The sequence below is a fragment of the Proteiniphilum acetatigenes DSM 18083 genome, assembly GCF_000380985.1.
Lineage (GTDB): Bacteria > Bacteroidota > Bacteroidia > Bacteroidales > Dysgonomonadaceae > Proteiniphilum > Proteiniphilum acetatigenes.
Map to the genome: position 1 here is coordinate 97,525 of NZ_KB905701.1, position 22,032 is coordinate 119,556.

General features: G+C 42.4%; 14 protein-coding genes. 12 read left to right on the top strand and 2 right to left on the bottom strand.

Annotated elements, in window-relative coordinates:
- Nucleotides 1-6 precede the first annotated feature (6 nt).
- The 12 genes from F597_RS0114400 (at nt 7) to F597_RS0114455 (ending at nt 18,031) form a co-directional block, all read left to right on the top strand.
- On the top strand, nt 7-2,526 hold the full coding sequence (locus tag F597_RS0114400) for a hybrid sensor histidine kinase/response regulator (RefSeq protein ID WP_019540461.1): 2,520 nt from the start codon (nt 7-9) through the stop codon (nt 2,524-2,526).
- A 1-nt stretch (nt 2,527) separates the two neighbouring features.
- On the top strand, nt 2,528-3,418 hold the full coding sequence (gene xerD, locus F597_RS0114405) for a site-specific tyrosine recombinase XerD (protein ID WP_019540462.1): 891 nt from the start codon (nt 2,528-2,530) through the stop codon (nt 3,416-3,418).
- 316 nt (nt 3,419-3,734) lie between these two features.
- Nucleotides 3,735-4,859, top strand: a complete 1,125-nt coding sequence (gene dnaN / locus F597_RS0114410; protein ID WP_019540463.1) for a DNA polymerase III subunit beta — start codon at nt 3,735-3,737, stop codon at nt 4,857-4,859.
- Between the two features lie 10 nt (nt 4,860-4,869).
- Nucleotides 4,870-5,640: a 3'-5' exonuclease gene (locus F597_RS0114415; protein ID WP_026327492.1), complete on the top strand. Its 771-nt coding sequence runs from the start codon at nt 4,870-4,872 to the stop codon at nt 5,638-5,640.
- A gap of 31 nt (nt 5,641-5,671) precedes the next feature.
- Complete coding sequence (locus F597_RS0114420) at nt 5,672-6,502, top strand: hypothetical protein (RefSeq protein WP_019540465.1); 831 nt, start codon at nt 5,672-5,674, stop codon at nt 6,500-6,502.
- A 30-nt stretch (nt 6,503-6,532) separates the two neighbouring features.
- Nucleotides 6,533-7,282: a tRNA pseudouridine(38-40) synthase TruA gene (gene truA, locus F597_RS0114425; RefSeq protein ID WP_019540466.1), complete on the top strand. Its 750-nt coding sequence runs from the start codon at nt 6,533-6,535 to the stop codon at nt 7,280-7,282.
- Between the two features lie 129 nt (nt 7,283-7,411).
- Nucleotides 7,412-9,064, top strand: a complete 1,653-nt coding sequence (locus tag F597_RS0114430; RefSeq protein WP_019540467.1) for a DUF6377 domain-containing protein — start codon at nt 7,412-7,414, stop codon at nt 9,062-9,064.
- A 269-nt stretch (nt 9,065-9,333) separates the two neighbouring features.
- Nucleotides 9,334-10,062, top strand: coding sequence for a 3-keto-disaccharide hydrolase (locus tag F597_RS0114435; RefSeq protein WP_019540468.1), 729 nt, complete (start codon nt 9,334-9,336; stop codon nt 10,060-10,062).
- 102 nt (nt 10,063-10,164) lie between these two features.
- Nucleotides 10,165-13,200, top strand: coding sequence for a SusC/RagA family TonB-linked outer membrane protein (locus tag F597_RS0114440; protein ID WP_019540469.1), 3,036 nt, complete (start codon nt 10,165-10,167; stop codon nt 13,198-13,200).
- 20 nt (nt 13,201-13,220) lie between these two features.
- On the top strand, nt 13,221-14,948 hold the full coding sequence (locus F597_RS0114445) for a RagB/SusD family nutrient uptake outer membrane protein (protein ID WP_019540470.1): 1,728 nt from the start codon (nt 13,221-13,223) through the stop codon (nt 14,946-14,948).
- A 48-nt stretch (nt 14,949-14,996) separates the two neighbouring features.
- Complete coding sequence (locus tag F597_RS0114450) at nt 14,997-15,461, top strand: SusF/SusE family carbohydrate-binding protein (RefSeq protein ID WP_019540471.1); 465 nt, start codon at nt 14,997-14,999, stop codon at nt 15,459-15,461.
- A 65-nt stretch (nt 15,462-15,526) separates the two neighbouring features.
- Entirely contained in the window at nt 15,527-18,031 is a 2,505-nt protein-coding gene (locus tag F597_RS0114455; protein WP_019540472.1) for a glycoside hydrolase family 31 protein, read from the top strand.
- A 103-nt stretch (nt 18,032-18,134) separates the two neighbouring features.
- Here F597_RS0114455 and rho read toward each other — a convergent pair whose 3' ends face one another.
- Nucleotides 18,135-20,096, bottom strand: coding sequence for a transcription termination factor Rho (gene rho / locus F597_RS0114460; RefSeq protein ID WP_019540473.1), 1,962 nt, complete (start codon nt 20,094-20,096; stop codon nt 18,135-18,137).
- Between the two features lie 395 nt (nt 20,097-20,491).
- The gene (locus F597_RS0114465) at nt 20,492-21,541 is read right to left on the bottom strand and encodes a DUF6340 family protein (RefSeq protein WP_139224129.1); all 1,050 of its coding nucleotides are present in this window, start codon (nt 21,539-21,541) and stop codon (nt 20,492-20,494) included.
- Between the last annotated feature and the right edge of the window lie 491 nt (nt 21,542-22,032).

The following is a 22,032-nucleotide window of genomic DNA, read 5'->3' on the forward strand; positions in this document are numbered from 1 at the left end:
AACAATATGCGATCATTACCTGAAAATAGAAAACAAGGTTCATTAAAGGTCAAATTTACCGTTATTATCGGATATCTGCTGGTGGTAGCAGTTATGGCTTTAGGTCTTGTTTCTCTCTATAATAATCTGGTGAACTATTCCAATACCAGGATCAAAGGCGAAGACATGTCGGAATTACTGATTGTGGGAAACACGCTTTCTATGCTTTATGAGATTGAGAGCGAGCAAAACCTGATTAATGCAGAAAATGCGGAACAATATTTTCACAAGTACGATTCTATAGCTCCCAAGATCAGAGCCAACCTTGATGAGTTGAAACAGGTGGCAGTCGATTCTTCACGAATAGAGAAGTTGGATACCATACAACTGTTGGTGGACAGGAAAAGGGAAAACCTGCAGGAAGTAGCTGTATTGCTCGATTCCATCCGCCGTGCTCCGAGAATCGTGGTGCAAAACGAAAGCAGCTATGTGCCTCTGAAATTGAATCAGGAGATAACTGATTATTTGGAGAGTAAGAATCTGAACAGTGCAGATACCAATAAAAGTGATACGAGTGTAGTAGCCGGTAACCGGAGAGGTTTTATGGATCGTGTACGTGACGTATTCGTAGCCCGTTCCGACTCCACAGTGGTGATTGAAAAGAGGTCGATTGTTTCGGATCACGACCTTAAACTGATCGTGGATACTATTATCAACAAGGTGCGTTATTCGGAGAGACTCGATCTGGAACGGCAAAGACAATTTCAATTAGCCTATCTTACACGTCAGGAGTTGATGAGTCAGACCAACCGGATGCTTACTTCACGTATCGACGAATTGTTGAAAGGAATTGAACAAGAGGAGTTAGAGAAGTCGCTTCAGCTCCTCATAGCAAAAGAACAGACTATCTCTGGCTCTCAACGTACCATGTTTATCGCTTTCTGTGTGGCATTGCTTATCGCGTTTGTTTTCGCCATACTCTTTCTGGTGGATATTAACAAAAGCCAGCGTTATAGAAGACAACTCGAAGCGTCTAATAAACGTATTTCCGATTTACTTGCGTCACGCGAAAAGCTGATGCTCACCATATCGCACGATATTAAGGCGCCCATGAGTTCAATCCTCGGATTCATCGAGTTGATGGATATTCATGGCGATCGGAAAAACGAGACTTACCTTAACAATATGAAAAGCTCGGGAGAACACATCCTGGAGCTTGCATCAGCATTGCTGGACTATCATAAATTAGAAGAAGGAAGCTGGCAGTTGAAGGAGTCGAATTTCAACCTGTACGGACTTATAGATAATACGGCTTCAGGCTTCGAGCCGCTGGCTTCAAGGAAAGGCCTGGAATACAGTGTTGAAAATAATCTACCTGAACAATTGGCTGTGTATAGTGATCTCTATATGATACGCCAGATTATGAATAATATTATCTCCAATGCGGTAAAATACACATCGGAGGGTAGTGTTCGGGTCAGGGCTTGGTTAAAGGACGATGATTCCCCGAAACGTCTTCTGTTTTCAGTCACCGATACCGGTGAAGGAATCGATGATGCCGATCAACAGATTATCTTTCAGGAATTCAGGCAACTGGATAACCCTCTCGGTGAGGAAGGAAGTGGTCTTGGGCTGGCTATTACCAAAGGGTTTATAGAGGCATTGAATGGGACTATTCATCTCAATTCCCGCAAAGGGGAAGGATCTGAATTCATTGTTGAGATTCCTCTGAAAGATGCAAAAGAAGAGATACAGGTTGAAAGCAGGGACAAGCCTGAGATACTGCAACAGTATCTTGAAGGTGTTTCTGTGCTTCTTGTGGATGATGACCCTGTTCAGTTGACGATGACTTCGGAGATGCTTGCGAAGAAGAAGATAAAGAGTGTGACGGAAATTAACCCCGATAAGGTATTATCGCTTCTTCAATCGTCTTCCTTTGATATCCTGTTTATGGATATTCAGATGCCTGGAACCGACGGATTGACACTGGTTGAAAAGATTCGTCGTTTAGGGAGTGAACAGGTAAAAAATATGCCTGTAATAGGGTTATCAGCCAGATCGGATATATCGAAAGAAAAGATGAAGTCTGCCGGATTTACCGATTTTCTTATTAAACCGTTCACTTCCGACAGGTTATACAGTACTATTTGGCACTATGTAGGGAGTGGAAATCCCGAAGAAAAGGCTTTTATGCCGGAAGAAAAACAATCTTTCGACGAAAAGGGGGCCAGGGCGTTAATCGAATTTGTGAGTGATGACAAACAGACCTCTGCAGCCATTCTGCAATCGTTTATCAATGAAACGGGAGAGTGTCACATTCAGTTGAAAGAAGCTTTCCGGAAAAAAGAAGAAAAGGTAGCTCAGGGAATCGTTCATAAGATATTGCCCCTGTTCCGGTTAATGGGAAATAAGCCGTTGATTGGCCTTATGGAAAAATTGGAAAAAGGGGAGACTCTGTCGGAAGATGAGGAGTCTTTTGTACTGAATAAAATCGAAGAACACCTCGAAGAGGCAACAACTCTCAGAAAAGAGATCGACAAAAATTGAAATGAAGCGGGATCTGAAGGTCGAAAAATATAAGCGCTATCTTTTGTTGGAGAAAGGATTATCGGCCAATAGCATTGATGCCTATATGACCGATCTGGAGAAACTGCTTGATTTCATGGAAAACAAAGAGATCGATATAAAATCCGTTCAGACCGCTCACCTGGAAGAGTTTCTTTCCGAATTGCATGATAAGGATATTTCGCCCCGTTCCATTGCCCGTATTATATCGGGCTTGAAATCATTTTTTCGCTTTCTCTTGCTGGATAAGATCCGGACGGATGATCCCGCCGAATTGCTGGAAGCTCCCAAGGTCGGACTGAAGCTTCCGGTCGTTTTGTCAGTAGAGGAGATCGACTCGTTACTGGCAGCTATAGATGTGTCGACAGCCGAAGGTACCCGAAACTACGCTATTATTGAAACACTGTACAGTTGCGGACTTCGTATATCTGAACTGACCAACCTCCGCTTCTCGAATCTCTTTTTCAACGAAGGTTTTATCCGTGTGGAGGGAAAGGGGAGTAAACAGCGGCTGGTACCCATTTCCGATGTGGCCATACAGAAGATCCGTGACTGGCTTTACTATCGGAATCAGATTCCCATCCAGAAAGGAAATGAAGATATTCTCTTTGTCAGTTCACGCGGCAAAGCTATCTCCCGTGTTACGGTTTTTTATTATATCAAACGGTATGCCGAAGAAGTGGGTTTGCAAAAAAAAATCAGTCCGCACGTTTTTCGTCATTCGTTTGCTACCCATCTGCTCGAAAGGGGCGCCAATATAAGGGTGATCCAGGAGATGTTGGGACATGAGAAGATCACTACTACCGAGATCTATACACATATCGACCGACATTTTCTCCGACAGGAGATCATCGAACATCATCCGAGAAGTTGATGAGAATAATATGTCAATGAGAATAATGTATAATGTAATAATGTGGAATGGTGGGAAGGTTATTTTGTTAATTGAAAATTGAAAATGAAAACTAAATCATGAAATTTTGAAATATTGAATCTTGAATTTGGAATCTTGAATTTTGAACAGGTATCGAAAATTTATCGGGAAAAGAGTCGATGCAGTGGGATAATTTTATATATTTGCTGAAAAATAAATAAACAAATGCAACGCTCCTAAGATACGAGTTCACACACAAGGATATTAACAACTCTTGTGTCTTGATTCTTGGCTCTTGGGTCTAATTTTTAATCATATGAAGTTTGTAGTATCAAGCGCCGCACTGTTGAGTCACTTGCAGGCCATAAGCAGAGTTATCAATTCCAAGAACACATTGCCTATTCTCGACTGCTTTTTGCTCGATCTGAAAGGTAACACACTGTCACTTACCGCAGCCGACAACGAAACCCGGTTGGAAACGACGGTAGAAGTGAATAGCGCGGAAGGTGAAGGAAGCCTGGCCATCAATGCCCGAAACCTGCTCGACCCGTTACGAGAATTGCCCGACCAGCCGCTTACGTTCGATATCAACGATGAGACACTGGAGATATTCCTCTATTATCACAACGGGAAATACAATTTTGTCGGTCTGAAAGGGGATGAATATCCGGAACCCAAACCGCTCAAAGATTCATTTATGACATTGACTGTGGAGGCTGATACACTCTTTTCGGGTATCAACCGGACTGTCTTTGCTACTGCCGACGATGAATTGCGTCCGGTGATGAACGGTATCTATTTTGATATTACAACCGACGACCTCACTTTCGTGGCTTCCGACGGGCACAAACTGGTTCGTGTAACCACTACTGAGACCAGGGGTGAAGGACGCTCATCATTTATCCTGCCAAAAAAGCCGGCGAACCTGCTCAAATCACTTCTTCCGAAAGAATCCGGCACGGTAGAAATTAAGTTCGATGAAAACAACGCTTACATAGCCATGTCGTCTTACAAGATGGTATGCCGCTTTGTAGAGGGGCGTTACCCCAATTATAACTCGGTAATCCCGCAGAATAATCCCAACACATTTGTGCTGGACCGACTGACACTATTGAACGCCCTCAAACGTGTGGCTGTATTCTCCAATCCGGCCAGTAACCTGGTGAAAATCCAACTCTCGGAAGATAAAATCGTGATAACCGCCCAGGATATCGATTTCCTGACTACTGCAGAAGAAACCATTCCCTGCACTTACGAAGGGAATGTGATGAATATTGGATTTAAAGCCTCTTTCCTGATTGATATTCTTGATAATATACCCTCTTCAGATGTACGTATAGAGCTTTCCGATCCGTCACGTGCCGGGTTGATCCTTCCTGTCGAGAAAGAAGAAAATGAAGATATGCTGACGCTGTTGATGCCGATGATGTTGAATGACTAACGATAATCTGATGAAGTTAAATCTTAAGAATCCTCTCGTCTTCTTCGATTTGGAGACGACCGGGATTAACATCATACACGACCGCATTGTAGAGATATCATTCCTGAAAGTGTATCCTAACGGCAAAGAGGAGATCAAATCACGCCGTATCAATCCCGAGATGCCTATTCCTCCGCAGGCTACCGCTATTCACGGCATCACCGATGATGACGTGAAAGATTGCCCTACTTTCAAACAGGTAGCACGGTCACTGGCCGACCAACTGGAAGGATGTGATCTGGCCGGCTTCAACTCGAGCCGGTTCGATGTGCCGATGCTGGCAGAAGAATTCCTTCGTGCCGGCGTGGATTTCGATATGAGCAAACGTAAATTTGTAGATGTGCAGATCATCTTCCATAAAAAAGAACAGCGCACTCTGGAAGCAGCTTATGCTTTTTATTGCAATAAGAAATTAGATAATGCACATTCTGCCGAGGCTGATACCATAGCGACCTACGAAGTGTTGAAATCGCAACTCGACCGCTATCCCGATCTGGAAAATGATATTGAGATGTTGTCGAAGGAGTATTCGAGTTTCAACAGTAATGTGGACTTTGCCGGACGATTTATCTATGACGAGAAAGGTGTGGAAGTTTTTAACTTCGGGAAACACAAGGGAAAACCGGTGGCAGAGGTACTCAAAAACGAACCGAGTTATTACGCATGGATGATGGATGGCGATTTTCCGCTCAATACCAAACAGGCGCTTACTAAAATCAGACTTCGTGGGATGAATAGTTAAACGTGCTGTTTGCACATTAAAATACTTCCCTATGATCTTAAAGAATACCGTTTTATTTTTAATTGTCAGTCTGGGATTATTGACGTCCGGTTGTACGACCTACTATTATTCCACCGTTCAGTCGTATGAAAAGGAGTTACTGCGGAACCAGGATGGTTCGTTTCGTACCTCTCGTAATGATTTATCTGTAAACTATTCATTCAAGGATTTGGGCGGGAAAGTAGTGTATGAAATCCATAATGAGTCGGAGGATCCGGTTTTTGTAGATTGGTCGCGCTCAGTGATTATTGCTGAAGACTATGCTGTGCAGTTGAGAGATAATAACGCACGCTTTCACGGCGATGTAAGTACCACGACCTATCATTTCTCAAATACCAATTACAGTGCTTCTTCGGGAAGTATTTCCGGGCGAGTTGTGTTACCTCAGAGTGATCTGTTTGTTCCTCCTCATTCTAAAGTTGTTTATTCGCCTATGGCGTTGTCGCGCATTTTGAATCTGGATATTCCTGCATATCTGTATCGGAAGCGGGACATAGGTCTCTCATCTGTTCGTTTTATCAATTTTACCGAAGAAGATACACCTTTAAAATTTCGAAGCTATTTAACCATTGTCAATGACAGGGATAAAAGTCAGACTGTTTTTGAAGATGTATTTTTTATTTCGGAAATAATAAAAACAGGTAGTAAAAACGACCTCTTATCCCGTGATGTTCAACAACGAGGTGACATATTTTATATAGAGATAGTCAATCGGAATGCTGTTACTGCCGGCTGGATTGTGGCAGGTGCAGCCGCTGTAGGAGGGTTAATCCTGCTTGCGCCGCACATGCCGGTGGAAGAACCCTCTACACCCGCGTACTAAATTAATTGTTTCTTAATTTATAAACTTCGGATGTCCCGTTTTTTTATCACACTTTCCTATAACGGAAAAAATTATGTGGGTTGGCAAATCCAACCTAACGGAATGAGTGTGCAGCAGGTGCTTCAGGATGCACTCTCTGTTATTTTAAGGAAAGAAGTGATGGTGGTAGGTGCCGGTAGGACCGATGCCGGTGTGCATGCCCGTGAAATGGTGGCCCATTTCGATTGGCAGGGAGATATTTTTTCTCCGGATGATCTGGTATACAGACTCAATAATTTCCTTCCGAAAGATATTTCCCTTTCCGCTATACGACAGGTGCGCCCCGACGCACATGCCCGTTTCAGTGCTGTTTCACGCACCTATAAATACTATGTGACGACGGTGAAAGATCCGTTTCTCCATGAATATACTTACCGGTTGTTTTTTCAGCCTGACCTCGAAGTGATGAACACCCTCTGCGAAGTATTGAAGGAGTATAAAGACTTCACCAGTTTCAGTAAACTGCATACAGATGTGAAGACCAACAACTGCCGGATTGAATATGCCCGGTGGGAAAAAAAAGAAGAGTTGTATGAATTTACCATTAGGGCCGATCGTTTTCTTAGGAATATGGTACGCGCTATTGTGGGAACACTGTTGCAAGCGGGTAGGGGACAGCTTGATGAGCAGGGGTTGCGACGCATTATTGAAGCCGGAAATCGCAATGTGGCAGGAGACTCTGCACCGGGACACGCCCTTTTCCTGGAAAAAGTGATCTATCCTGATGATATCTGGCTGTAATCCACTATAAACTTACTATGATCATAATCCGGTTTGGAAAGAAGAATAGGATAGCTTACTTTTGTACCGTGCAATGTGATAAATTAGACCGGTCAGAAATTTGGAGGTGCATTAAATGAGCGTAGGATTATGAGAATTATTTTATTCCCGAAAAAACTGTTTGGGATTTTGTTATTCCTGATATGTGCTCATGGTATATATGGATCCATGCCCAATGATTCCATTCTCAAGGTGCTTGATTCAGAGTTGGATAATCGTTTTTTTTATTACGAACTTAAGGAAGACGAGATGGAGAGGATGAAACAGCAACTCCATCAGACGGATGAGCTGCATGCCAGATTTGAGTTAAGTAACAGACTCTTTAACGAATACATTGTTTATCAATACGATTCGGCCTGGGTATATGCACAAAATACACTGGATATTGCAACGGCTTTGAATAATGAAATACTGATTACGGAATCCAGATTGAATATATTGAAATCCCTTGTATTGGCCGGATTGTACAAAGAAGCCTTTGAGCTTATTAATACCTTGAATCCCGGGAAAATGCCGGATAATCTGAAAATAACCTACTATCAAAATTGTTTGAGGTTCTATCAGGATTTATTGTTATACAATAGAAGTAATCAGTTCCAAAAGGATTACAGGGAGAAAGTACTGCAATATTGTGATTCCTTGTTAATTTACTTGAACCCCAATACGTTCGAGTATGATAATTATAATTTACTGCTCTACACTGATGATAACATCAAAATCGCAAAATATACAGAAATACTTGATAAATATCAATTATCCCCTCACAATTACGCTATCATACATTCTAATCTTGCTGTAAGTTATCATAATGTCAACGATACAGTGAGAGCGATTTACAATGCTGCCCTCTCATCCATTTATGACATACGGACTTCCATACGTGAAACGACTTCCAAAAAATCCCTCGGACAATGGTTGTATGAATTGGGGAATATAGATTTTGCAAGCAAATGTATGCAAATAGCCATGGAAGACGCTATATTTTACGACAACCGCAGCCGTAAAATTGAAATCAGCACTATTCTTCCCATTATCGAAAAAGAGAGACTCGATATTGTCAGTAGTCAAAAGGATAAACTTACCAACTACCTGATTACAGTCTCGTTGTTGGCGCTCATTGCTCTTATGTTACTGGTAATTATATTCCGCCAAATCTCAAAATTGAAAAACGCAAAAAAATCTATACAGGATCAATACAACGAAATACGGTTGATAAATTACAAGCTGGAAGAAGCAAACAAAGAATTGGAACGTTCAAAACGAATGCTTGAAGAATCAAACCAGATAAAAGACATGTATATTGTACAGTCTTTGTATGGTAAATCCGAATATATCGAACGTTTTGAGAATCTTCTGAAGACGATTGACCGTAAAGTAACTACCCGGCAATACGAAGATTTGAGTAAGCTGTATAAGGAATTTAATATGAAAACCGAGCGTGATAACATGTATTCATCATTCGATAAAACGTTTCTGCTGCTTTTTCCTAATTTTATCACGGAATTTAATAAATTCCTCAATCCTGAAGATCAGGTAACGATTGATGAAGAAGGAAATTTAAATCCTGAATTGCGTATTTTTGCCCTGATACGTCTGGGAATTACCGATAACGAACGAATTGCCAAATTTCTTAATTTATCGGTTAAAACCGTCTACTCCTATAAGGGAAAATTAAAATCCAAAGCAATTATTCCCAAAGAAGAATTTGAATACAGAATAAGCCGGATACCTAAAAATGGATAATTCTGTATCATAAACAGAGTTGTCATGGAATCAAGAAACTCTTTATTTTCTTCTGTTTGTGAAATAAAAATATATGGATTAGTTGTTTCTTTAATATTATTTAAATGATTGTTTTACAGTTTATTGTTGTATTTAACAAGTGCTATTTTTACTCTATCATTTCAGAATTATCCGTTTATCTTTTACTTTTGTCATTTACTAATAACACACGCATAGAGAGAAATATGTCTAAGCCAAAAATATACTAACTAAAAAACAAAAGTAATATAATGAAAAAAAGCCTGTTTTTAACGATTTTTATTGTGTATTCATTCGGTGCATTTACGCAGTGGACACCTGCACAGACCGAATGGTATTATCCCGTACCAGAGAAAGTCATCCCGGGTAAAACGCCCGGCGCTGCCCCCTCCGATGCCATCATACTTTTTGATGGCACTGACCTGTCCAAATGGGTAAATGAAAAAGGAGAAAAACCCGGATGGAGGGTTGAGGATGGAGTTTTATCGGTCAAACCCGGCACGGGAGGTATTATGACCAAAGAGCATTTTGGCGATTGCCAGTTGCATATTGAGTTCAGGTCGCCTGCTCCTGAGAAATACAACGGACAAGATCGCGGAAATAGCGGGATTTTTCTTATGAGCCGCTATGAAGTACAGGTACTGGATGGGGACAATAACGATACCTATGTAAACGGAATGGTGGGTAGTATATATAAGCAGACGGCTCCGTTGGCCAATGCCTATACAAAAAACGGTGAATGGCAGGTATATGATATTTACTGGAAAGCCCCGAGATTTGGTACAGGAGGTGAGCTTGAGTCACCTGCCATGATAACTGTCGTATTAAACGGTATTCTTATACAGAACAATTATATCCTGAAAGGCCATACACCATATATCGGATTGCCGGAATACAACGCTCATGGACGGCTCCCTCTAATGCTTCAGGACCACGGTACAGCTGTCTCATTCCGGAATATCTGGATAAGAAATCTATAATAGATAACCTGAAAAAAAGTAAAGGTTAAATATCCTGTGTAGTCTTATTTTTATGAGACTATATATCATTTATTTTTAATTTTCTTAATCTAAATTTATTGTATGCAATTAAAAGAAAAAAAGCCCTATAAAAAAGGCATCATTCCTAATATATTCTTGTTAGGAATAATCTTTCTTTGTTTTCCGATATTTGTCAATGCTCAGAATACAGGCAAGATAACTGTTTCGGGAACCGTTAGCGATGTGTCGGGTGAACCTCTTATCGGGGTTTCCGTCTTAGAGAAGGGGACAACTAACGGAACAGTGACCGATCTGGATGGAGCCTATTCTATTACAGTTTCGCAAAACGCACAGCTGGAGTTTTCTTATGTGGGTTTCACCAGACAGGAAGTTTCGGTTGATAACCGTACTACTATTGATATTACGTTACAGGAAGATGTACAGATGATTGAAGAGATTGTAGTTATCGGTTATGGAACCATGGACAAGAAAGAATTGACTTCTTCAATTTCTCATATTTCGAGTAAAGACTTTTTAAATGTCGGGGCGATTGATCCTGCAATGATGATTCAGGGTAAAGTAGCCGGTGTTTCCATCACCAATCAGGGAAGTGGTGATCCGAATAGTGGTGCGAGCATCCAGGTGCGTGGTGTTTCGTCACGTTCGGCAGGCTTAGGTCCGCTGATCGTTATCGACGGTGTGCCGGGTGGCAATTTACACAATGTCAATCCTAACGATATTGAGTCTTTTGATATACTAAAAGATGGAGCGGCAGCAGCTATTTACGGAACACGAGGAAGTAACGGCGTGATCCTGGTGACTACAAAGAAAGGCTCAAGAGATGGTAGTTTACAGACCAATTATCACGGCTATACTTCGTTCGATGTGATGATACGTGAATTGGAGCCGCTGACAGGAGAACAATTCCGTACCTACCGCTCAGTGATGAATGGTTCACCTGATTACGGTCATGATACCGATTGGCTCGGAGAAATTACACGGACAGGCTTAACGCAAAATCATAGCTTGTCATTATCGAGTGGTAACAGGGATAGTAATTTCAGGGCATCGGTAGACTACCGTAAAGCCAACGGGATTGATATCCGTTCTGACCGCAAAGAGTATGGTGCGCGTTTATCTTTTAACCATACCCTTCGTAGCGGATTGCTCACTTTTTCGGGGAATGTAGCGCCCCGTGTTATCAATAAAAACAATGCCGACTGGGGAGCATTCGTCAATGCGTTGGTGGCTAATCCCACTTCTCCGGTATATGAACAGGACGGTTCCGGAAGATTTACCGATTTCAGAAATCAACAGGCAGACTATAATCCGGTGGAGAAGCTTACACTGGAGAAAAGCTATACCGAACATAAATTGATGGATTGGGATATGACTGCCAAAATGGATATCCCGACACTCTATGCTAAAGGAAAAGCGTTAGATTATATATTGACGACACAGATCACCCTGGCTCAGCAAATCAACGATGAAATGGGGTATTGGTTCCGCCCATCCACCAGCAATGAGGCTATTAACAACGGATATGCGGGTGAAGCCAGCCAGGAATACAAAAAATGGCGGCAGGAAAGTCTGGAATGGCTGGTAAATTTCAAAACGTCAAAAAACGACCATAATTTAGGATTTACAGGTGGATATTCGTATCAATACTGGATGTACAACCAATTGAAAGGTGAGAATAAGGATTTCACATCCGACGTCCTTACCTGGGATAATTTGGGTGATGGAAGCTATATGAAAGAAGATGGTCGCGCCGGGATGTCAAGTTCACGCAACGATTCCAAATTAATTGCTTTCTTCGGACGTCTGACCTATGATTATATGCAACGTTACCTTCTTACAGCATCGCTTCGTTATGAAGGTTCTTCGAAATTCGGTGCAAATAATAAATGGGGATATTTTCCTGCTATATCGGCGGGTTGGCGCATCAGTGAAGAACAATTCATGAAAGATATAGCATGGATAAACGATTTAAAATTTCGTGCTGACTATGGTGTGACCGGAAACCAAAATTTCGATAGTTACCGTTCACTGGCCACAATGGGTGGTTTCGGCGACGTGTACTACAATGGTGAATATTACAAAGGATGGGCTGCCGGGAAAAATGTGAATCCGGATCTGCGTTGGGAAAAAGCGCATAACTGGAATATTGGCGTTGACTTCCGTTTGTTTGGCAGGCTCACGGGTAGTTTTAACTATTTCAACCGCAAACAGAAAGACCTTTTGGGCGATTATAAAGTACCTATTCCTCCTTACCTGTTTGACAACATGTATGCAAACGTAGGAACAATGCAGAATACCGGTTTTGAAATAGAATTGAATGTCGATGTAGTTAAAACCAAAGATTTCAGTTATAATACAGGATTGGTTGGAACGACCATGAGTAACAAGTTCCTGAATTTCTCCAACGATATTTTCCAGGGACAGAGTTATTATGAAGTGGGCGGTATGCCTGCTCCGGGTAGTCCGGGATCGGTACAGCGGATCATCGAAGGCGAACAGGTGGGAACATTCTATACACACGCATTTGCCGGAATTGATGAAGATGGCAACTGGTTGGTATGGAATGCCGATAATACCGAAAAAGTACCTGTTTCTGAAGCCAATGACTCATTCAAACGTGTGACCGGTAATGGTTTACCGAAATTTACCATGTCATGGAACAATAATTTGATGTATAAAAACTGGGATTTATCACTCTATTTCCGGGGTGCCTTCGGTCATGATCTTTTCGATGTCCACGAATTTTACTACGGTCTGCAATCGGCACCCAGTACATCGAACGTAACTACACTGGCTTACAGCAAGAATGCGGCTATAACTACCGGGATGAATGTCCTGAGCGATTATTTCATCAAAAAAGGCGATTATTTGAAGTTAGACGTTGTTACATTGGGATATACCGTTCCCATAAAGCAGAATGACTGGATCAGCAGTCTGCGTTTCTACGGAACAGCCCGCAACCTGTTTACATTGACTAAATTCGACGGTGTGGACCCGTCCAATTACAATGTGAACGGTCTTTTGCCCGGAATATTTGGTAATGACGATGCGGGAACCCGCAAAAATTACTATCCTTCAACAAGACAGTTCCTGTTTGGTGTGCAAGTTGATTTTTAACAGGCTAATGATTTACAACTATGAAGATGAAAAATAAAATTCAATATATAATAGCAGCAATACTGGCCATCGGTTGTTTGTCGTGTACCGATCTTACCGAGAAAGTGTATGATCAGATTGTAACCGAAAACTACTACAATACCAAAGACGATGTTATTCGTGCTTATGTACGTCCGTTGGAACATGCTTTCTGGAGTATAGGTGCCAATTTTGGTATGCAGGAACAGCCGGCAGATCAATTGGGTACATGGAACAGGGAAGGTGACTGGCTTGATGGAGGAAACTATCAACGCTGGCATTACCATAAATGGTCTTCGCTTGACGGATTCACAAGAGACGGTTGGAATGCCAACTTTCAGGGAATTACGCAAATCAATGCTGTTTTGGATGATTTCGTAACATTAGATCCGGCAAAATTCGGAATGACGCAGGCGGAACTGGATGAATTCTCAAGTGGATTACGTACTATGCGCGCATGGTTCTATATTAATTTGCTCGACCAATACCGGAATATTCCTTTGGCGATCAGCCGGAATCAGGAACTAAACAGTAAAGGACAGGTTTCCCCGCAGGAAGTATTCGATTTTATTGAAACGGAACTCAAAGCAGTTATCCCCATGCTACCCGTAAAACAAGGTACCGGGGGCAACCAGCTAAAACAGGGAATCTGGAATCAGGCGGGAGCTGCTTCCTTACTGGTGAAGCTGTATCTCAATGCCGAAAAATGGATCGGTACGGCAATGTATAGCGAATGTGCCGTTTATGCACAGGATATTATCGACGGAAAATACGGTACATACAGAGTGGCCGATCGTTGGGATGAGCCTTTTGACTGGAACAATGAAACCAGTGATGAAGTGATTTATGCATTTACCGCATCGAAATCCAGAGCCCGTTGGCATATGAATACAGATATGTACTGGTGGAGTTTGCCGGCCAATGCACACTTTTACTTCGGATTTATGGAATTCGGAGGGATGAATCCCAAATATGCTTTGCAACCCAGTCGCGATTTGATGGGCAACCTCTATAACTTTGAGTTGGGAATGCCGGTCGGAAAATTCCAGAAATATCCGGAAGATTACCGGTTGAAAAAATACAGGAATCTGCCCGGTACAAGCCAAAGGGAAGGAATGTTCCTGTATGGCTATCTGGAATACACTGAAAGCGGACAAACCAAAAGGGTGCAATCTCCCAAAGGATACGATTACTATATCCGTGATCAGGTTGGTCCATTCAAAAATGCTGCTCCGAGTGTTACACTTCCGGGTGTAAAATCTGAAATGGCTAATGCCGATCATAATTCTGGCTGGCATCCCGTGAAATATCCTGTTTACAGGGATGGCGATCCGGGTGCGATCGAGTCGGATTTCGCATTGATCCGTCTGCCCGAGATCTACTATTCGTTGGCCGAATGTAAGTTCCGTGCAGGAGATGTAGAAGAAGCAGGCCGGTTATTGAATGTCGTAAGAAAGCGGAACTATCCGTCCGAATATCACAACGATTACCTGTACAAGCCCGAAGGTGTGGTTGAACTCACGCAGGCCGAACTGTTGGACGAATGGGGACGCGAATTTCTTGCCGAAGGCCGTAGGCGTACAGACCTGATACGCTGGAATAAATTCACAACCGGAACCTGGTGGGATAAAGAACCCGATGCAGGCAATCATTGGGAAATCTATCCGATTCATTACGAAGTGTTGGGTGCAAATCCCGATCTGGTACAGAATCCCGGATATGAAAATTAATAAAGAATCGCAGATTTATTAAAATATAGTTTTGAAAATTAGATAATTATGAAAAATATACAATATGTATTATCCATCCTGTTATTGATATTCCTGGGTGTCTCCTGTCAGGAGAATTATGAATTAATTCCTCCGCCAAATCCGGACGATTATAAAGACCCACCCCGGTTTGCTACCATGTATATGGTGGGTGATGCCACACCCAATGGTTGGGATATTGAAAGTGCAACCGCGATGAAGCAGTCCGCAGACAACAAAAATATTTTTACCTGGGAAGGTGCGCTCACAGCAGGTGAGATAAAATTTCCGATCAATAGAAGTGACGGTTGGGGAGGTGCTTTCTTTATGGCTGGACAAGCTGGTGCAAAATTAGAATTAAATAAGCCGCAAACATTACGTTATAGTCAAAGTGGCGATGGCGGTTCGGATGATAAATTCAGGGTGGAAGAAGCAGGAAATTATAAGCTTACTATCAATGCATTAGAAGAAACGCTTTTAGCAGAAAAAATATAAATTCTTATTTTTTAGAAAGTTATATTGCGGGATATTTCCCGCAATATAACTTTTAGTTTATCTGTATGAGGTATTTAACAACAATAATAATCGTATTAATAGGAGGATTTTCTTCGTCGACGCTGTTTGGCGGGGAATGTATTTCCTTTACCCAAAAAGGTAATCAGGTTATATTTAACGGGAATGACGGATCAAAGTTGTCATTAACCATCCATAACAGTTCAGTGGTTAAAGTATGGTTCGATCCGGCCGGACAGTTTGTCCGCAGCAATGAATCATTTGCAGTGGTCAATGAAAAGTTGGAAGATGTTGGTGAAATACACGTTAACGACGAACCTTCCTGCTATGAAATATTTACATCAAAACTTCGTATCCGGATGAATAAAAATCCGATGCAGTTACAGATATTCGACAAATGGCAAAAACTGGTTTTCAGTGATTTTAAAGATAAGGGGCATATCTCCGATGCTACTGCCGTGAAGGCATATAAGATATTGCGCAACGATGAACAGTTCTTTGGGTTGGGAGAAAAAACAGGTCCTTTGAACCGCCGGGGACGTTCATATAAGATGTGGAACAGCGACCGTCCGTGCTATAGTGTAACAGAAGATCCATTGGCTAAAAGTATCCCTTTCTTTATGAGTAATTACCGCTACGGAATATTTTTGGACAATACATATAAAACAGAGTTCAAATTCGGTACGGAATCGGAGGAATATTATTCGTTCGAAGCACCCGACGGAGCTTTCGTCTATTACTTCATATTCGGAAAAGATTATAAAGAGATCCAACAACAATATATTACTCTTACAGGTAAGCCTATCATGCCGCCTAAATGGGCTTTGGGGTTTGCACAGAGCAGAGGGCTCTATACCAAAGAGGTACAGGCTTTGGAGATTGCCGCTGAATTCCGCAAACGGCAAATCCCCTGTGATATCATTTATCAGGATATAGGCTGGACACAATACCTGCAGGACTTCGAGTGGCGAAAAGGGAATTATTCAGACCCGAAAGGAATGCTTCAGACATTAAGCAATCAGGGATTCAAAATGATAGTGTCTCAGGATCCTGTCATTTCCCAGGCGAATAAGAAGCAATGGGAGGAGGCTGACAAACTTGGCTATCTGGTAAAAGATGTCCGGACAGGAAAAGCTTATGATATGCCCTGGCCCTGGGGCGGAAATTGTGGTGTTGTAGATTTCACCATTCCCGAAGTAGCCGATTGGTGGGGAGAATATCAGCAGAAACCCATCAATGATGGTGTAAGCGGATTCTGGACCGATATGGGTGAACCGGCATGGAGCAACGAAGAAGATGTTGACCGTCTGAATATGCAACATCATATTGGAATGCACGACGAAATTCACAATGTCTACGGTTTGACATGGGATAAGGTTGTAAAAGAGCAATTCGAGAAACATAATCCCAATCGCCGTATATTCCAGATGACACGCTCTGCATATGCCGGGCTTCAGCGCTATACTTTTGGATGGACAAACGACAGTGGCAATGGTAACGATGTGCTTGAAGGTTGGGCACAACTGGAAAATCAGGTGGCTGTAGGCATATCGGCCGGGTTGGGAGGTATACCGTTCTGGACAACCGATATTTCCGGATATTGCGGAGACATTACCGATTATCAGGCGATGGGAGAATTGTACACCCGATGGATGCAGTTTGGTATATTCTGTCCGTTGAGCCGTGCCCATCACGAAGGGGATAATGCTGTAGAATCCTGGATGTTTGGAGATGTAGTGGAGAAAAACAGCAAAGCAGCGATTGAATTAAAATACCAGCTTTTTCCGTATCTGTATACCTATTCCCGTAGAGCACATGATACCGGTTTACCCATTACCAGAGGGTTGTTTATGGAGTACCCCAATGATGAGGAAGCAGCAAAAACAGACAATCAGTTTATTTTCGGTGAAGAAATTTTAGTTGCTCCGGTTTTGAAAGAAGGAGAACGGGTGAAACGGGTCTATTTGCCGGAGGGTGAATGGATCGATTTTAACGATAAAAAAACTGAGTATTTAGGCGGACAAACAGTGGCATATAAAGCGCCGTTGAATACCATCCCGATTTTTGTAAAAAAAGGATCCATCATCCCTATGATGCCCGTGATGCAATATATCCACGAGAAGAAAGACTATCCGTTGTTTGTGCATATCTTTCCGAATTATGAAGATGAGGCGGCGGAGTTTGAACTCTATGAAGACGATGGCGAAACTCTCGATTATCTCGAAGATATTGCTTCCAGGACCCGGTTTACCTGTACAACGCTGTCCAACGGATACCGCACGGTGATTGAACCGTCCGACAATGGATTCAGGCAATCGGACAAGAGGAATATGATACTGACCTATCATCTGGAAGAAATGCCGACGTTAGTTACCGTAAACGGGGTGACGGCCAAAAAAACGGATGAAGCATCCATCGCCGGTAAAGCGGAAACCGATATCTCTTCGATCGAGTGGTCGTGGAATGATCAGTTGAAAGAGTGTTTGGTGAAGATACCCGACCAAAGAAAAGAAGTAACTGTATTAATAAATTCTCCCGGCAATCTCCTTTAGAAAATTGGGGGATTTTTTAACAAAAAACGCAGCGGACTTCACGGTTCGCTGCGTTTATTTTAGTATACACTTCCCCTTTAGAGAGAAGCTGTTTTCTTAAAGATCAATCATTCATTGAAATAAGGAATTCTTCATTGCTTGAAGTACGTCTCAGACGGGTCAGCAGGAATTCCATCGCTTCCACCGAGTTCATATCCGACAGGAAGTTGCGGAGAACCCACATACGGCTAAGTGTTTCCTGCGACAGGAGCAGATCATCACGACGCGTACTCGAAGCAATGATATCCACAGAGGGGAATACCCGTTTGTTGGAAAGTTTGCGGTCGAGCTGCAACTCCATGTTACCGGTACCTTTGAACTCTTCGAAGATCACGTCGTCCATCTTGGAGCCGGTTTCGGTAAGTGCTGTGGCGATAATGGTGAGCGAACCGCCGTGTTCGATATTACGGGCGGCACCGAAGAAACGTTTTGGTTTATGCAATGCGTTGGCATCCACACCTCCTGAGAGTACTTTTCCCGAAGCAGGCTGTACGGTGTTGTAAGCACGTGCCAGACGGGTAATAGAGTCGAGCAGTATCACTACATCGTGTCCGCATTCCACCAGGCGACGTGCTTTGTTCAACACGATCTCGGCGATCTTTACATGACGGTCTGCCGGTTCATCGAAGGTAGAAGCGATCACTTCTGCATTTACGCTCCGTTCCATATCGGTCACCTCTTCAGGCCGTTCGTCGATCAGCAATATGATCATATATACTTCCGGATGGTTGTCGGCAATAGCGTTGGCAATATCCTTCAAAAGCATTGTTTTTCCTGTCTTGGGTTGCGCTACGATCAGACCGCGCTGTCCTTTCCCGATAGGGGAGAACATATCAACCACACGACAGGAAAGATTATCGTTATGTCCTTTGGTCAGGTTGAACTTTTCGTTGGGGAAGAGCGGCTTCAGATGATCGAAAGGCACACGGTCGCGTACATCATCCGGATTGCGTCCGTTGATATTGTCCACCTTTACCAGCGGGAAGAATTTTTCTCCCTCTTTCGGAGGACGGATAGGACCCTCTACTACATCGCCTGTTTTCAGTCCAAAGAGACGGATCTGCGACTGAGATACATAAATATCGTCGGGTGACGACATATAGTTATAGTCGGAAGAACGCAGGAAGCCATAACCGTCAGGCATAATCTCCAGTACGCCGGAAGCATTAAGTATCCCGTCGAAATCATAAGCGGGGTCTTTTTCTTTCGGTTGTGGGGTTTGTACCTGAGCCGGAGGTTGCGACTGACCCTGATGAGCCTGGGGCTGTTTGATCTGTTGTGCAGCCGGCTGTTTGGGTTGCAGAGGCGAAGGAGATATAAGATCCATCATAGATAGTTTGCCTCCGGAGATGGGAGGCTCTTTCACGGGCGTGTCCGTTTTTTCTTCGGGCGCCTCTTCAGCCACTACCGGGGGTAAGGTGACGGGGGCAGGCGTACTCTTTTCCTCATTCCGGTGCTTGGAAGAACGGAAGACCAACTGGATGGGTTTTCCAGGCGCCTTTGGAGCTGTCGCTTCCTCAGGTTTTTTCTCTGGAGTGTCGGCTTTTGTTTCAGAAATCTCCACACTTTTTTCCGGAACTGTTTGGGTGATGGCCGGTTTTGCTTCAGGTTGAGCGCTTGGAACACTACTTTGTGCTACGGGAATTTTCTCTTCCGTAGTAACGGGATCCTTCCTCACTAATTTGGGCTTCTCTGCAGCCTGCACAGGCTGTGATTGACTTTGAGGCTTTGTCTTGTCTTCTATTTTTTTCTCAGCCTCCTTTTCTTTGGGTTCCTCTTTCCTGTTGACAGTTTTATTTCTCTGGTTATTTGTTTTATTGTCGGAACCCCTTCTCGCTGTGTGACCCTGTTGGTTTCCACCGTCTGCACTCAGTTTTTTTGTTTCGGCAATTGCCTGTTCATCAAGAATTTTATAAATGAGTTCTTCTTTCTTGTATGCATCGGGGCGTCTTATGCCCATCTCTTTGGCAAGAACCCGTAATTCTGTGGTGAGCTTTTCATTAAGCTCAATAATGTTATAAGCCATGTAGGTGTATGAAATTCGTTATGGTTTTTGAATAAATATTGTTGTTGATAATATATGCTGTTGCGAGTGCTTTTTCCACTAAGTGAGGGCGGAGCAAATTTATTTGCTTTGCCGAACGCTGAAATAGTCGAAAGCATTTGAAATAGTGCAATAAAAATTGAAAATAACTAAGTTTACTTGACTATGTCGAGCACAGAAAAAGTCTAATAAGAAAAAGTCTAATGTTATTGAACAGTAGTTATGAGTAAAATTACTGTTATAAGATTCGAGGACAAAGATAGTCTTTTTTTTGAAAACCGTAAATTAAGTTCGCAGTTTTTTTAGATTCAGATAAAATAAACCCGAAAAAAGGGAATTAAACCGCTTTTTTCAGGTTTTTGCTTGCTATATTCCTGTTAAAGATTATCCATATTCAATTTGTTGGAGTTTCTGTTTCTCCTTTCAATTTCATTTTTGTAGAGCAGTGATCTTCTTCTCTCCAGAGAGTTGGGTGCTGTGGATTCAATGAACAGGTTATTTGAGAGTGTAGCCCATTCCAGTGCCCGGCCCATATCGTCCATCATTTCGTAGGCCAGTGCTATGTTGCTGGCTGCTTTAGCCTTGTCGGTTTTTTTAGAACTGTTGTTGTAAAACGCTTCCCATTTCTCAATAGCATTACTCCATTGCGATCCTTTGGCATAGGCTTCCCCTTCCCGCATCAGTGAGTTGGGTAACGTATAATACCATCGATCCTGCATCTCCCAATGCGGAGCAAATACATAGGTCATCTTTTCCGCAGCATTCACTGCCAATATTTTTATCGCCTCTTTACGGGAGGGGAGCATAATATCGGCATACGCTCTTCCGTCCTGGATATCAAACCCTTCCCAACGGATACTGTCGGTGTATTGTACGGCGGGTATTTTTCCCTCCATAGTAGGCATATATACGCGGAGGACAGAATGTATTTTTCCTGTCATGTCCGTATACGTATATCCCTGTTGTCTGAAATGGTCTCTCTTTTTAGTCTCAACGATCAGCTTGTCGAGAGAGATAATTGCATCCGCACCTGTTTCCCTCCTGATCCTGTGCATCGTTTCGGGATCTACGGGCTTCTCCCGGAAGAAATCATTGTCGTTCCTTAACGGTTCATTGTAATACATCACCCGTTGAAAATAATCCTCCTCATCCAGAAATTGTGCCAGTGCTTCAGTATAAAAGACAGCGACACTGTCGGATGAAACTTTAGTCCTTTCCGCTTGCGTATGTCCTATCGGAATGCTGTCATGTCCTACTTCATCGGGTTGTTGTACCACATTATTGACAATCGCTATTGAAAGTACATTTGAAGGAAGATTGACCTGTGCCGGTTCACGCGTTTCCACTGTCAGGTATTTAATTCCTGCACAACTGCTCATTAACAGAGCCAGGAGAAAAATTATCAGAGAGGATGTTGTTTTTTGCATACGATTAAAATTTACTGCAAAGTTATCATATTTCATTCATATTTCCGGTAAAATAAATATTTTCGTTAAGCTAAATGAGTAAAGTCAGGTTTACTTGAACTATTCCGATAAGTGAGAGCAGAATGAATTTACTCGTTTTGCCGAACGCAGAATTGAAAATCGAGGAGCGAAGACGACTCAAAATATCTAATTTTAATGAATATTTTCTGTAGTAGCCTTTCTGATTATTGTTTATCAGAAAGATTCCGGGTGACGTCATTCAGGTTTATCTGTTTTGTTAAATCATTTATAATAAGATTTGTACGATGTCGGAACTAAGTCCGTTGATTTATTGAAACACCGGTGAAAGTGAAGTACAGACCACTCTTATAAAGATAGCTTTCTGCCGGTTTGGTTTAATGGCTTATTTCATTTTTTAGAAAATTGATAATGAAGCAGCAGGCAAGGCAAATTTTGTGTATATTTAGAAAATATAGGATGCGCCTCGGAAA

Coding starts and splice junctions, on each gene's coding strand:
- F597_RS0114440 (WP_019540469.1), top strand. CDS start 10,165: ATGCAATTAAAAGAAAAAAAGCCCTATAAAAAAGGCATCATTCCTAAT.
- F597_RS0114400 (WP_019540461.1), top strand. CDS start 7: ATGCGATCATTACCTGAAAATAGAAAACAAGGTTCATTAAAGGTCAAA.
- xerD (WP_019540462.1), top strand. CDS start 2,528: ATGAAGCGGGATCTGAAGGTCGAAAAATATAAGCGCTATCTTTTGTTG.
- dnaN (WP_019540463.1), top strand. CDS start 3,735: ATGAAGTTTGTAGTATCAAGCGCCGCACTGTTGAGTCACTTGCAGGCC.
- F597_RS0114445 (WP_019540470.1), top strand. CDS start 13,221: ATGAAGATGAAAAATAAAATTCAATATATAATAGCAGCAATACTGGCC.
- F597_RS0114415 (WP_026327492.1), top strand. CDS start 4,870: ATGAAGTTAAATCTTAAGAATCCTCTCGTCTTCTTCGATTTGGAGACG.
- F597_RS0114420 (WP_019540465.1), top strand. CDS start 5,672: ATGATCTTAAAGAATACCGTTTTATTTTTAATTGTCAGTCTGGGATTA.
- F597_RS0114455 (WP_019540472.1), top strand. CDS start 15,527: ATGAGGTATTTAACAACAATAATAATCGTATTAATAGGAGGATTTTCT.
- F597_RS0114430 (WP_019540467.1), top strand. CDS start 7,412: ATGAGAATTATTTTATTCCCGAAAAAACTGTTTGGGATTTTGTTATTC.
- F597_RS0114450 (WP_019540471.1), top strand. CDS start 14,997: ATGAAAAATATACAATATGTATTATCCATCCTGTTATTGATATTCCTG.
- rho (WP_019540473.1), bottom strand. CDS start 20,096: ATGGCTTATAACATTATTGAGCTTAATGAAAAGCTCACCACAGAATTA.
- F597_RS0114465 (WP_139224129.1), bottom strand. CDS start 21,541: ATGCAAAAAACAACATCCTCTCTGATAATTTTTCTCCTGGCTCTGTTA.
- F597_RS0114435 (WP_019540468.1), top strand. CDS start 9,334: ATGAAAAAAAGCCTGTTTTTAACGATTTTTATTGTGTATTCATTCGGT.
- truA (WP_019540466.1), top strand. CDS start 6,533: ATGTCCCGTTTTTTTATCACACTTTCCTATAACGGAAAAAATTATGTG.